Origin of the sequence: Campylobacter sp. CNRCH_2016_3089 (genome assembly GCF_025772505.1) — a bacterium.
Lineage (GTDB): Bacteria > Campylobacterota > Campylobacteria > Campylobacterales > Campylobacteraceae > Campylobacter_D > Campylobacter_D lari_D.
Window position 1 is genome coordinate 64966 of sequence record NZ_JAKMSF010000008.1, and the last position, 13841, is coordinate 78806.

The 13841-nt window shown below is 30.1% G+C and carries 15 protein-coding genes; 8 read left to right on the plus strand and 7 right to left on the minus strand.

All coding sequences use genetic code 11. The features are described from left to right. Positions 1-13: 13 nt before the first annotated feature. From L8W69_RS06700 to L8W69_RS06715, 4 genes are all read right to left on the minus strand, one after another. The gene (locus tag L8W69_RS06700) at positions 14-1870 is read right to left on the minus strand and encodes an aryl-sulfate sulfotransferase (protein WP_263666743.1); all 1857 of its coding nucleotides are present in this window, start codon (positions 1868-1870) and stop codon (positions 14-16) included. 21 nt (positions 1871-1891) lie between these two features. Then, the gene (gene dsbI / locus L8W69_RS06705) at positions 1892-2629 is read right to left on the minus strand and encodes a protein-disulfide oxidoreductase DsbI (RefSeq protein ID WP_263666744.1); all 738 of its coding nucleotides are present in this window, start codon (positions 2627-2629) and stop codon (positions 1892-1894) included. Positions 2630-2642: 13 nt separating this feature from the next. Then, positions 2643-3305: a thiol:disulfide interchange protein DsbA/DsbL gene (locus L8W69_RS06710; RefSeq protein WP_263666745.1), complete on the minus strand. Its 663-nt coding sequence runs from the start codon at positions 3303-3305 to the stop codon at positions 2643-2645. Positions 3306-3501: 196 nt separating this feature from the next. Next, entirely contained in the window at positions 3502-4152 is a 651-nt protein-coding gene (locus L8W69_RS06715) for a thiol:disulfide interchange protein DsbA/DsbL (protein WP_220566742.1), read from the minus strand. Between the two features lie 169 nt (positions 4153-4321). On the opposite strand from L8W69_RS06715, the gene L8W69_RS06720 reads away from it, so the two are divergent. Next, positions 4322-4702: a YbgC/FadM family acyl-CoA thioesterase gene (locus tag L8W69_RS06720; RefSeq protein ID WP_087699453.1), complete on the plus strand. Its 381-nt coding sequence runs from the start codon at positions 4322-4324 to the stop codon at positions 4700-4702. On the opposite strand, the gene L8W69_RS06725 is transcribed toward L8W69_RS06720, so the two are convergent. The 3 genes from L8W69_RS06725 to L8W69_RS06735 are packed head-to-tail and all read right to left on the minus strand — an operon-like array spanning position 4680 to position 6978. Next, entirely contained in the window at positions 4680-5897 is a 1218-nt protein-coding gene (locus tag L8W69_RS06725; protein ID WP_263666746.1) for a hypothetical protein, read from the minus strand. The genes L8W69_RS06720 and L8W69_RS06725 overlap by 23 nt on opposite strands. Then, positions 5894-6505 (minus strand): uracil-DNA glycosylase family protein, encoded by a 612-nt coding sequence (locus L8W69_RS06730; protein WP_133319311.1) that lies wholly within the window; start codon positions 6503-6505, stop codon positions 5894-5896. The genes L8W69_RS06725 and L8W69_RS06730 overlap by 4 nt, the downstream gene beginning before the upstream one ends. Further along, the gene (locus tag L8W69_RS06735) at positions 6505-6978 is read right to left on the minus strand and encodes a GNAT family N-acetyltransferase (protein WP_263660624.1); all 474 of its coding nucleotides are present in this window, start codon (positions 6976-6978) and stop codon (positions 6505-6507) included. The genes L8W69_RS06730 and L8W69_RS06735 overlap by 1 nt, the downstream gene beginning before the upstream one ends. Positions 6979-7119: 141 nt before the next feature. Between L8W69_RS06735 and rpmH the strand changes: the two genes are divergently transcribed. From rpmH to purL, 7 genes are read left to right on the plus strand one after another with little or no spacing between them, the layout of a single operon-like run. Continuing rightward, positions 7120-7254, plus strand: coding sequence for a 50S ribosomal protein L34 (gene rpmH / locus L8W69_RS06740; RefSeq protein ID WP_012661270.1), 135 nt, complete (start codon positions 7120-7122; stop codon positions 7252-7254). Next, complete coding sequence (gene rnpA / locus L8W69_RS06745) at positions 7251-7577, plus strand: ribonuclease P protein component (RefSeq protein ID WP_082018444.1); 327 nt, start codon at positions 7251-7253, stop codon at positions 7575-7577. The genes rpmH and rnpA overlap by 4 nt, the downstream gene beginning before the upstream one ends. After that, entirely contained in the window at positions 7565-7948 is a 384-nt protein-coding gene (gene yidD / locus L8W69_RS06750; protein ID WP_039664776.1) for a membrane protein insertion efficiency factor YidD, read from the plus strand. Before rnpA ends, yidD begins: the two co-directional genes overlap by 13 nt. Next, complete coding sequence (gene yidC, locus L8W69_RS06755; RefSeq protein WP_263666747.1) at positions 7912-9495, plus strand: membrane protein insertase YidC; 1584 nt, start codon at positions 7912-7914, stop codon at positions 9493-9495. The genes yidD and yidC overlap by 37 nt, the downstream gene beginning before the upstream one ends. After that, on the plus strand, positions 9479-10324 hold the full coding sequence (locus L8W69_RS06760; RefSeq protein WP_133319314.1) for a Jag N-terminal domain-containing protein: 846 nt from the start codon (positions 9479-9481) through the stop codon (positions 10322-10324). The genes yidC and L8W69_RS06760 overlap by 17 nt, the downstream gene beginning before the upstream one ends. Continuing rightward, the gene (gene mnmE, locus L8W69_RS06765; protein WP_263666748.1) at positions 10321-11649 is read left to right on the plus strand and encodes a tRNA uridine-5-carboxymethylaminomethyl(34) synthesis GTPase MnmE; all 1329 of its coding nucleotides are present in this window, start codon (positions 10321-10323) and stop codon (positions 11647-11649) included. Before L8W69_RS06760 ends, mnmE begins: the two co-directional genes overlap by 4 nt. Before the next feature lie 13 nt (positions 11650-11662). Next, a complete protein-coding gene (purL, locus tag L8W69_RS06770) occupies positions 11663-13840 on the plus strand; it encodes a phosphoribosylformylglycinamidine synthase subunit PurL (RefSeq protein ID WP_263666749.1) in 2178 nt (725 codons plus the stop codon). The last annotated feature ends 1 nt before the right edge of the window (position 13841 follow it).

A 13841-nucleotide genomic window follows, 5' to 3' on the forward strand; every position in this document is an offset into this window, starting at 1 on the left:
AAGCCCTTTTTTCTTATTTAAATGCTTTTTCTAAATCAATAGGCATAGCTTGATAACCAGTACTTGCTCCGCTAAAGCGAATTTGTACTGAAGGTTCTTTAGCTCCCCATTTAAATTCATCTATTTCAGGTTTTGGCTCACCTACAGCAGCACCCTTGCTTAAGTCAAATGACATTCCAGCAGTAGCACTATAAACCATGATGGAATTTTTATCTTTATGGTATTCTGCTAAAGAAGTGACAGGTGAAAACCATTCATTGCCTCTTTGCTTTCCATACTCCCAAATTTGTTCTACGGTTTTATTTTTTTGATCTATTTTATACACAACTGCTCTTGAGTATTTCATTGAAGCAAAAGCAGGTTGCTCTATACCTCTTGCATCGCCATTATCAAAAGCTGTGATATAAATATATCTTTTGTCAGATTTTTCATCTATTCTAAAAGCAGTATGCTGTGTCCATGTAAAATCAAAACCACCTTCTTCGTTTTCATATCCTGGACATTTACTATACTCATCTTCACAAACTATCTTTTTGCCATTTTTATCAACAGGTTGTAAAAGTGTTTTTTTGTATTTTTCTCCCCAGCCTTTATGTGCTCCTAGTATCCATTTTACTTTTTTATCACGTCCTATTTTTATAATAGCACTTTGATGACGACTTGAAATAATAATACTATCATCACTTGGATCATAATCTACGCTATTTACATGAGCCCAGTTACGCCCTACTCCAGTGCCTGCTATATCGCCAAAAGAATCACTTGCGTCCATTTTAGCTAAATCCTCATCACTTAAAGTAACCCCTGCTTTACTCGCATCAATATTTAAACAAACCGCACCTTGATCTAATGCTTTGATTACATTTGCTCTATATGGATCTAAAATTTCAAACAATCTCCACTCATCTACTACATTACCATTTTTATCAACCTCTACTATCACATCGCGTACTGAACGCACATTTTTACCATCAGGACGCTTAACATTGGCAGAAGCCACCCTTAAAAGATAATTTCCATTTTGCATATTATCCATAGAATGAGAAAAATCTATATAAGAAGAAGGTAAAAGACGATTAAAAATTTCTCTACCCATTAAATCATACTTAACATATCTTTGTCCAAAACCCCAAGTTAAAGCTCCATCAGTATTTTGCCTAAATCCCATCATAATACCACGATTGTAAATATTATTCCAATCCATTAATTTATCATTATCAAAATACCAACGAATTTCACCTTTTGTATCAATGATAAATGCATTTGAATTCTCATCCCATTCCATTGCACCACCTGCTGGGTTATTCCAAACAGATTGAGAGCCTTTTCCACTTTGTTTCCCTGGAGCATTATTAACCAAATACAACCTATCTTCAAAACCTTTATCTACTTTAATCACTTCTACTTTTTCAAAAGGTACACCTCTTTGCATAATACTTCCACTTGGCTCTATATTTACTCCACCAGTTGCTATTTTATATACCTCATCTACTACTTTTTCACTCTTTCCAAAAGCAGTTTTAGTATAACTTACTTTTACTGTATTAAAATATGATGGATAAAGTCCAAAAACAGGAATTCCTCCATAAGTTTTAATTTTATTAGGGCTAACCTTATAAGATATAGTCTGTCCATTTGGCTTTGGAACTATAGTTACGCTTACATCACTTAGTTTGTATCCACCATCCATAATTATAGCACTAAGCGGAGATAGACCATAAGGATTCATCTTTACTGCGCCAATTTTGCCTTGAATTTCCCAATCAATTTTAGCACCACTAGGTCCACCCATAGCCAAAGAAACACTAGGCGCTACCATAACAACACTACCAGCAAGCAAAATACTACTTACAATTTTACTAATCTTCATTTTTTCTCCTTTTTTATATTATTAAGCTATTTGCACACTTGGCTCACCTAAAATTTTTAGCAAAACTACTAATATTAAAACAATCAAAGCATAAAATTTAGCCTTAGAATGTGAAAATGTATAAGAAACAAACATGCTTCCTAAAATCACCAAACAAACAACAAAAGCCAACAAACAACAAATCGCCATATTCATAAATTCCATACTAGGAATCAAATACCAACCATTACTATACAACCCATCTTCAAAATTTGGAGGATTTCCAACAAAAAATTTCTGAAAAGCATTTAAACTACCATAAACATCTTCAGGTACTATAGGTGTATCCATACCACACTCACCTGTTGGTAAAAACCATCCTGGTGCCCATTCATGCAATGGTAAATTAAAAGGATATATAGGAATTTCTCTACACCCATCAACACCAGCAAAAGGATTTTCTGAATGTACTACCTCGTGGATATGATTAAGAGTAATACAATACTCTATACCAAGCCATATACCCCAAAATACAAAAGTATATGCAAAAATTTTCAAATAATCATTTTTAGGATCTATCAAGGCTAAAATACCACCAAAAGCCATAGTTAACATAGCAAATCTTATATAAACACACTGCTCACAAGGCTCCATATAAAGGTATTCTTGAAACAAAAAGTGTGCTATAAAAGTTAAGCCTATCATAGCTATAACCATTATCAACCAAGGAACTCTTGTATTTTGCCAAGTAGTGATTTTACTAATAGGACAAGAACTCATAAAATACCTCAAATCACATCTTGCTTAATTCTTCTGTTATTTCCATCAAAGCTTGTGGAGATGTGATAGCTTGTGGTATGATTTGGTATTTACCATTTACTACAAATGCAGGTGTACCATAGTTTTTAGAGATATCATTAGCATTTTCATAAGATTTTAAAATTTCACTAGCCTCAGGAGTTTTTAAAAAGTTATCTAAATCTTCTTTGCTTGCTGAAATTGCTTTTAATCCTACTTCATAAAACGCTTCAGGATTAGCTCCATTTCCCCATCTTTGTTTTTTCTTAAAATAAGCATTAAAATATGCTTCAGAAGCTTTATGAGTTAAACTATTTTTATCGCTTTGACTTACTTTATTTTGCTCATCTTTAAAAGCAGCAAAAGCAAAAATTTCATTAGCTTGCTTACCATAATCACCCATAGAGCTAACAGGATAAAATTTATAAGTTAATTGTGGTAATTTTTCTTTGACTTTTGACATGGTATTAAACTTATGATGATCATAACAATGCGTGCAACGATAAGAAAATACTTCTATTAAAGAATTTTGTGCATTTGGGATAGGTGTTTTTAAAGTAATATACTCTTTACCCTCACTAAGTGCATTTGCACTCACACCAAGAACAAAAGCAGCTGTCACCATTGCTTTTGACAAATTATTTAAGTTGAATTTCATTTTATTTCTCCTATTTGTATTTTATATATAATAAATATTTGCAATTTATTATAAACATGCTAAAGTTATATTAATATAACTTAAATATTAATTAAACAATAAGAAAAAATTTCAAAATGAAAATATAATTATTAAAAAAATAAAAAATAATAATACTTTATCACAAAAATTACAAAAAGTAATGCTTAAAAAAGCATTACTTGGTAGAAAGTTCTTTAACTATACGGATTAGTTCCTCTAAAGAAGTGATATACTCAGGATTGATTTGATATTTGCCATTTACTACAAAAGCAGGCGTACCATAATTTCTTGAAATTTCATTAGCTACATCATAAGCAACTAAAAGCTCTTTGGCTTCTTTAGTTTGTAAAAATTTTTGCAATTCTTCTTTACTAGCACCAATAGCATTTAAACCTATTTTATAAAATAAATCAAGATTATTTAAATTTATTTTTTTTTCAAAATGACTTACAAAATACACATCAGCAAGCTTATAAGTAAGACTTTTTTCACTAGTAACATCTAAACCTAAAGCTTTTTCTTTAAAAGAAGCTAAAGCAAACATCTCATTTAAAGCACCACCGTACTCGAGCATAGAACTTACCGAGAAAAGATCATATTTTAAATTTGGTAAAGCTTGTTTAACTTTTGCTAGAGTGTGAAATTGATGATGATTATAGCAATGAATACAACGATAAGAAAATACCTCTATTAGAGAATTTTGTGCATTTGGGATAGGTGTTTTTAAAGTAATATACTCTTTACCCTCACTAAGTGCATTTGCACTCACACTAAAAACAAAAGCCATAATAGCTAGCAATTTAAACATTTTTTGCAAAACTTGCATGATTTTCCTTTTTTCAATGATATAAAATACAATTTTAACATAAGATATAAAATCAAGAATATTTTATGCTTTTCTTATGACATTTTAAGTAGAATTTCAACAAATTTATCAATAAAAAAAGTTGATTGTAAGCGATATTTTCCGATCAATATAAAATAAAAGGTCTAAAATGCAAATACGAATTTATTATGAAGATACCGATGCAGGTGGAGTGGTATACCATAGCAACTACTTAAAATTTTGCGAAAGAGCAAGAAGTGAGATATTTTTTCAAAAAAATGCAAAAATTTTTGATAAAAATACAGGACATTTCCTACTTACTAAAGCAAATTGTAACTTTTTAAAACCCGCTAAACTTGGAGATCTTATAGAAGTAAAAACATTTATCACAAAGCTTAAAAAAGCCTCAGTTTGTATAAAACAAGAGATTTATAAAGAAAATACCAAGCTTTTTGAAGCTGAATTTACCCTAGCTTTTTTAAAAAATGAAAAAGTAGCCCCTATAGATGAGACTATAACTAAGGTTTTTACTGATCTTGCAAAGGAGTAAAACCTAAGCCTTGCGAGCGAATGATTTTAACCTTATAGTCAAATTGATTATCATTTAAACCCTCATCAAAAATTCTTTGAGAATCTTTATCTAAAAACTGCGTATAAAAATAATCAAGGCCCACGCTAGTTGCATAAGCTATCCAGTTGTAATTAATATTTTGCGAAAAAAGCTCATTAAGATAGCTTAGAGTTTGATCCTCATTAGAAATGGAATTTGCTAGCAAAAGTTTTTTTCTATCATTAATTTGCGTTAAACTTAGCAAGATAGGATTATAATTAATCTGAGTTGATAATAGCACAAAAGGCTCTATATCATAAGTTCTTATTTGTGAGCTTATGAGTGCTGTTTTAATCAAAGAAGTATTTAAAATAATACTAGAATCTTGAAAACTTCTATTTTGATTTAAAATGCTTCTAAAATCAAATTTAGAACTATTAATAGTATAAATTTTCTCACTACCATTACCTGCGTTTAAAACATTCTCATCTAAGCGATTAGCTAAGGCTGTTCCATCTGAAAAAATAATATTTTTACCATTGGAGTATTCCAAAAGTTTTTGGATTTGTTTTTGATAGTCTATACTTCCAAAATACACATTTTCATTTTGCGTATCAAAATTTCTTTTATGTACAGTAGGAATAAAAACTTTTACATTAGAATCAAGGCTTTCTTTTAATAAATTTTTCACACCTTTATCTGTAAAACCTGCGACAATATAATTAAATTTCTCATCTTGAGCTTGTTTAAAAGCTTTAGTTATCTTGCTCTCATCTTCTGTGCCTATTAAAAACACCTTTACTTTTATTTGCGCTCTTTGTCTTAATAAATACGCTATGCTTGAATTTATAATAGTATTAGAATAACTTTTAATCGTTTGCTCAGGTATAATAATAGCTAGTTTTATGCTAGCATTTTTTTGAATTCTTTTTTCAAAATCTATAATAGAATTTAAAAGTTTGGTATAGATATTGACTAAAAGCTCATTTGCATTATCATTATTAAATCTTGATAAAAAATTAAAATAAAGTCCTGTTTCTAACAAAGTAAATAAACAATCATTATCACAATTTTGAAATTCTAAATTAGGATAAAAAGACTCACTAGGTTCTATAGGTGATGGTTTTTGCTCTTTCGCAAAGACATTTAAAGTTAAAACAAAACTCATCATCAAACAAACTAAACTTTTTCTCATAAATAACCTTTTATTTTTTTAATATCTTCTATAAATTCAGCATAAAAGCTAGGATTTTTACTCAAAAAATTCAAATCATAACTTGGCAAAAGTAAGGCATTATTATAATACATACATTGTCCTTTATATTTTTGAAAATTCTCAAAACCCAAACTTGCAAAAGCTTCTTGGCCAAGACATAAAATAATCTTTGCTTTTATAAAATCAAGCTCATTATAAAAATACGGCAAGCATAATTTTAATGCTTGATCGTCTATTTTAAAATTACTAAAACATTTAAACATATAAGAAAAATATATCTCATCATCTTTTAAATTTAAAAGCTCCTTGCATAATTTCAAAAGTTCTTGTTTATTTTTAGAAGCAAAAAACTTTCCACTTTCATTCTCTTCCTTGTCAATAAAGGCCTGATAAATCAAAATTTTAGCATTTTTGGCTTCTTTTTCCATTAAACTATGCTTTCTTAGTCTAGAAAAATGACAAAGATTGCAGGTTTTTACCCTTTCGTTTAATTCTTTAAAACTTAAATTAAAATGCCTAATTTGTTTTTGCTCGTTAAAATATTCATAACCAAAAGCTTTTAAATAATACAAATTACGCTTATTCATTACATCAATGCTTCTAAATTTTCACCCTCTAAACGATAAGTTCTCCACTCATTCATATGCTTTGCATTTAATTTAGTATAAAACTCAATCCCTAAATCATTATCGTTCAAACATACCCATTCTAATCTTTTAAGATTTTTTTCTTTACAAATTTGTGCTAAATATTTAAAAACAGCTTTTGCATAGCCTTTTTTTCTATGTTTTGCTTGTATATAAATATCTTCTAGATATAACCCACCTAAACCCCAAAAAGACGAAAAAGTAAAATAATACATTGCATAACCTATGATTTTACCATCAACTTTTAGACTTAAAGCCTTAGCATATTTATTTTCAAAAAAAGATTCTTCAAGTTCTTTAGTTGTGCATTTTACATCTTCAAGCATATTTTCATGGATAGCAAGCTCTTTAATTAATTCTAAAATTTTTTCTAAATCTTCTTTTTTACTCTCACAAATTTCAAAACTCATGATTTTTCCTTAAAATACATAAAAATAAAACAAAAATTTAGCAAAAACTTTTAAAATAACTCTTAATTAAAAGCAGATTTAAGTAAGATTTTGATAAAATACACGCTTATTATTTTGTTTTTTATTTTAAGTTAAGGAAAGAATATGAAAAGAACATATCAACCACACAAAACTCCTAAAAAAAGAACTCATGGCTTCCGCGTGCGTATGAAAAGCAAAAATGGTCGTAAGGTGATCAATGCTAGACGCGCTAAAGGTAGAAAAAGATTAGCGGTATAAAAGATTTTCTAAGTATTAACGACTTAGGAGAGTTTGCAACAATTTATAAAGAAGGTAAAAAGTGGCACTGTGAAGGTGTAATCATCTTTTATACTTTAAGTAAAGAAAAAAAATTTGCTGTTGTTGCTAGTAAAAAAGTTGGAAAAGCTGTCGTTAGAAATAGAGCCAAAAGGCTCTTAAGATCAGCTTTTTTTCAGGTTAAAAATCAAGTCGAAAACGGGAAATACATACTTGTAGCTAAGACAAGTATTACTGAAATTCCTTTTTTAAAATTAGAAAAAAACTTGAAATGGGGTTTGAAAAAAATAGGATGTATAAAATAGCTTGTTTAAAACTTATTAGATTTTACCAGCTCTTTATCAGCCCTTTTAAGCCACAATGCTGCAGGTATTATCCAAGTTGTTCTGAATATGCCTTATGGCAATTTAAAAAAAATAATATTTTTAAAGCATTTGGTGCAGTTTTTTTAAGAATTTTAAAATGCAATCCGTTTTTTAAAGGTGGTATTGATTATCCTAAAATACGCAAGAATACTCTAAACTCAGGTGTATGTTTTAAACCTAGTTTTAATGCTTTAAAACAACTCAATTATTTTTATATCCCTTGCAATGATAATCAATTTTTTTTAATTAAGATTATATTTCCAAAGGACAATCCGTGTCAGAAAATTTATCCCAGCAAAAACGCATATTAATTGCCGTTGTATTATCATTTTTATTTTTTGTAGTTTATGATTATTTTTTTATCCCAAAAGCACCACAAAATGAGCAAAATATCACTCATATAGAACAAAACAATTCAGCTCCACAAACTACAACCGCAAATACAAATACACAAGCTCCAAAGACAGAACTTAGTGTTAATCAAAAAGAAGAAATAGCAGTTGTTAAAAGTGAGCATTTTGAAGCACATATTGACTCTTTAGGTAGAATAGCTAAATTTTATCTAAGCGATGAAAAATATAAAGATGAAAATGGTAAAAGCATTAATCTAGTAGATACTTCTTTATCGCCTTTGCCGCTAGAAATAAGATTTAGTGATATAAAGATAAATCAAGAGGCATTCAATACAGTATATACAGCTAGTCAAAAAACTATCAATGTAAATGATGAAAATACAACATTAATTCTTACTCAAAATTTAAATGATCTAATAATAACTAAAAAAATCACTTTTCACAAATATGGAAATTATGATTTAGAAGTAAATCTAAGCAAAGATACAGCTTATTTTATCACTCCAGGTTATCGTCCAAATATAGCAGTTGATAGTTATACAGTACATGGGGTTTTAATCTTAGATAAAGATGATAAAATAACAATGTTAGAAGATGGTGATGTAGAAAATGATGAAAGTTTTTCTAATGTAACCCTTATGGCAGCTTCAGATCGCTATTATAGTGCTTTCTTTTATAATTTTGAAAAACCTTTAAATGCAGTAGTTACTAAAGATAATCACGAAAATTCTATCGTTTTTGCAAGTGCAACTAACAATTTTAAAGCAACCGGATATATAGGTTCAAAAGAGCATGAAATTTTAAGAAGCATTCATGCAGATTTAGATGATGTGGTAGAATATGGTTGGTTTACTTTTATAGCTAAACCTATGTTTGAATTTTTAAATTTCTTACATGGTTATTTGGGTAATTGGGGTTGGGCTATCGTAGTGATGACTTTAATTGTGCGTATTATTCTTTTCCCACTTACTTACAAATCAATGATTTCTATGAATAAACTCAAAGATTTAGCACCAAAAATGAAAGAAATTAGAGAACGCTACAAAGGTGATCCACAAAAAATGAATTTACATATGATGGAACTTTATAAAAAACATGGTGCAAACCCAATGAGCGGATGTTTACCTATACTCATTCAAATTCCAATTTTCTTTGCAATTTATAGAGTTTTACTAAATGCCATAGAACTTAAAGCTGCACCTTGGGCTTTTTGGATTACAGATTTATCTGTGATGGATCCATGGTTTATTTTACCTATATTTATGGGTCTAACTATGTTTATCCAGCAACTTATTACACCAATGGCTATACAAGATCCTATGCAAGAAAAGATTATGAAATTCTTACCATTAATTTTCACTTTCTTTTTCTTAACATTCCCAGCAGGTTTAACTTTGTATTGGTGTGTAAATAATATATGCTCACTTATTCAACAAGTAATTGTTAATAAGCTTTTCAAAAACCACAAAAAAGAGGAAATAGCTAAACATGAACATAGAAGCTAAAGACTTACAAACTGCACTCATAGAAGCCTCAAAACAACTTGAGTGCTCTGTGATTGACTTAGAATACGAAGTTATTCAACATGCTAAAGCAGGATTTTTTGGCCTTTTTAAAAAAAATGCGATAATCTGTATTAAAGGACATAAAAAAACTCAAAAAGTCCATAATGAAAAACCTAAAAAAAATCAAAATGAGAAATTTAACAAATATTCTCAAAAAAATTTTGAAAAAAATGAATATAAAAAAGAATATAAAGAAAATTTTCAAAAACCAATTGAAAATATTGCTCAACCTAAAGAACATTATAAAGTAAAAAATGATGCTATTTTTGATTCTTTCCATAAGGAGTCTTCAGAAGAAAAAAACATTGTTTCTTATATAGATGAGATAAAAATTTCACTAGAAAATTTACTAGCAACTTTTGATTTTGATATTAAAGTTGTGCAAGTTAGTGTTTGGGATGAAACCTGTGTTTTAATTAAACTTGATGGAGAAGATGCAGCCTTACTTATAGGCAAAGAAGCTCACAGATATAAAGCTTTTTCATATTTACTTTATAATTGGCTTAATGCTAAATATAAAATTCAACCAAGACTAGAAATAGCGCAATTTTTGGAAAACCAAACCCAAGCTATTGATAGTTATTTAAAAATTCTCATAGAAAAAGTAGAGAACACTGGAAGAGTTCAAACAAAACCACTAGATGGAATTTGGCTAAAACTTGCTTTAGAAAAATTAAGAGAACGCTTTCCTGATAAGTATGTAGCTATCAAACAAAATGACGATCAAAGATATATCGTTGTGAATGATTTTTTGAAGAAAAATGAATGAATGACACGATAGCTGCTATTGCTACAGCTCACGGAGTGGGCTCTATAAGCATCATTAGAGTAAGTGGAAAAAAAGCTTTAGAACTTGCATTAAAAATTACCCACAAAAAAGAACTCACACCACGCTATGCGCACTTATGCAAACTTTATAAAAACAATAGTGACTTTTTAGACGAGGCCTTAGTAATTTATTTTAAAGCACCCTACTCTTTTACAGGAGAAGATATTGTGGAATTTCAACTTCATGGCGGTTTTTCTTTGAGTGAAATTTTACTCGATGAGCTTGTTTTAGCAGGCGCGCGCCTTGCCAATCCTGGAGAATTTAGCAAAAGAGCTTGCTTAAATGGCAAAATGGATCTTTTAAAAGCTTTAAGCATACAAGATGCTATCATGTCAAAATCAACAAGTGCTGCAAATATCATAGCAAAAAATATTAAAGGTGATTTAAGTAAATTTTTAAACACCATTCGAATAGACCTTGTTCAAACTCTTGCTTTTGTAGAAACTAGCATTGACTATGCAGATGATGATTTACCGCAAGATCTACTTGATCAAATCATTGCTATGTGTGAAAAAAATTCAAAACTTTTAAGCGATATAGTAGATATTTCCTTAAGTAAAAAAGGTCTTATAAATGGCTTTAAAGTTGCTATTATCGGCAAGCCAAATGCCGGAAAAAGTTCATTGTTAAATTCGCTTTTAGCATTTGATAGAGCTATTGTATCTAATATTGCAGGCACCACAAGAGATCGTATCGAGGAAAGTTTAAAAATAGGCTCACATTTAATTAAAATCATCGACACAGCAGGTATAAGAAACGCAGATGATGAGATAGAAAAAATCGGAGTCAACTTAAGTTATGAAAGCATTAAAGAAGCAGATATTATTATAGCTGTTTTTGACGGATCTAAAGAATTTGAAGAAGAAGATAAACATATTTTACAAGCTTTAAAAGATTGTGATAAAAAAATCATTTATGTTTTAAATAAAAGCGATTTGGCTACCAAATTTAAACATGAAATTAGCACTTCTTGTATACGCATTTGCGCCCAAAAAAACACTCAAGCCATTAAGGAAAGTTTAAATGAATACTTAAATACTTTAGATGGCGATGGAATGCTAATTAGCAATACCTTAATACTCAATGCTTGTAAAAATGCTAGTGAAGCTATTTTGCGTGCAAGAGATTTATTAAAGGAAAGTTCTTTAGAGCTTTTTGCTTTTGAATTAAATTTAGCCATAGGAGAAATAGCTCAATTTACCAAAAATTTTGAAAGAGATGAAATTTTAGATGCAATGTTTAGTAATTTTTGTTTAGGAAAATAAAAAGGAGATAATTATGGATAAAGAAGTTATAAAACAACACAAAATTAGCGATGAGGAATATCAAGAAATTTTAAATATACTAGGTAGAGAACCTAATTTATTAGAACTTGGAGTGATTTCTGCAATGTGGAGTGAACATTGCTCATATAAATCAAGTAAAAAATACCTTAATGGCTTTCCAACTAAAGCTCCTTGGGTAATCCAAGGTCCTGGTGAAAATGCTGGAGTAATAGATATAGGCAAAGGAATGGCTGCTGTATTTAAAGTAGAAAGTCATAATCACCCAAGTTTTATAGAGCCATTTGCAGGTGCAGCTACTGGTGTGGGTGGAATTTTACGCGATGTTTTTACCATGGGTGCTAGAGTTGTTGCAGGTATGAATTCTTTAAAATTTGGTAATATCCATGATGAAAAAATAGGCAAACATCAAAAATATTTAGTTAAGGGTGTAGTAAGTGGAATTTCACACTATGGTAATTGTATGGGTGTTCCTACTATAGGTGGAGAATGTGCTTTTGATGAGTGCTTTAATGGAAATATCTTAGTTAATGCTTTTGCACTTGGAACTTGCAAAATCGAAGATATTTTTTATGCAAAGGCTGAAGGTATAGGAAATCCTGTAATTTATGTAGGCTCAAAAACTGGTCGTGATGGACTTGGTGGAGCTGTAATGGCAAGCGATAGTTTTAATGAATCTAGCAAAAGCTTAAGACCAACTGTTCAAATTGGTGATCCATTTGCTGAAAAATTATTAATGGAAGCTTGTTTGGAACTTTTCAAAACTGATTATATAGTTGGAATTCAAGATATGGGTGCAGCAGGACTTACTTCAAGCTCTTTTGAAATGGCGGGACGCAGTGGTAGCGGGATGAAACTTTACCTTGATAAAACTCCTATGAGAGAAGAAGGTATGACTCCTTATGAGTTAATGCTAAGTGAATCTCAAGAAAGAATGCTAATTTGTGCTAAAAAAGGCTATGAAGAAAAAGTTATTGAGATTTTTAATAAGTGGGGGCTTGATGCAGCCATTATAGGCGAAGTTACAGATACTGGCAAAATGGAATTATTTTGGCATGATGAATTAGTTGGTCTAATCCCTATTGAACCACTAAGCGAAAAAGCACCTATACTTGATAGACCTGTGGCTAAGCCAAAATACTTAGATGAAATAAAAAACTATCAATTTAAACTTAGCATTCCCACTCAAGAAGCCTTTGAAAAACTTCTTGCAAATGAAAATATCAGCAATAAAGCTTATATTTATGAGCAGTTTGACTCAAGCGTACAAACTAACACTTTAAAAAGCGATGGGGCTTTAGGTGCAAATAGTATTAGAATTAAAGAAAATAATTGCTTGCTTTCTATGGCCATTGAGTGCAACTCAAGATTAAACTATGTAAATCCAAAAATCGGTGCAGCAGCAGCCGTTGCAAGCGCAGGAAGAAAAATAGCATGCTCGGGAGCTAGACCTTTGGCAATTAGTGATTGTTTAAACTATGGCAACCCACAAAACCCTGAAGTAATGTGGCAATTTGCTCAAGGTTGTGAAGGTATTAAACTAGCTTGTAAAGAACTCAATACCCCTGTGGTAAGCGGAAATGTTTCTTTATATAATGAAACCGATGGAGTAAGTATTTTTCCAAGTCCAACCATAGCTTGCGTTGGTATTCACGAAAAAGCAGAAAATGTTTTAAAATCATACTTTAGTAAAGAAACGCAAGCTATTTATTTAATAGGAGAAAGTAAAGGTAGTTTTGGTGGATCTTTGATTGCTAAAGTACTAGATCAAAAAGTCGCAGGAGAGCTTGAAGATATAGATTTTAAAGCAGAATTAAAACTATGGGATTTCTTACTAAAAGCAAACGAAGCAAAATTACTTGATTGTGCTAATAGCATAGGCATAGGTGGTCTTGCTATGACTTTAGCCAAAATGAGCGCAAAGGCGAATTTAGGTATAAATGTAAAAACAAATTTTGAAAACAGAAGTTTTATTTTTGAAGAAAGTCCAACTAGAGTTGTAATTGGTGTTAAAAATGAAGAAAATTTTATTGAATTTGCAAACAAAATGAAAATTAATTTTGCAAAACTTGGAATTTTAAATGAAAAAGATTTCGTTTTAGATGATATTAAGATATCTTTAGTAAAACTACAAAAAATTTATTTTGATAAATTTAAAGAATATTTAGGATAGA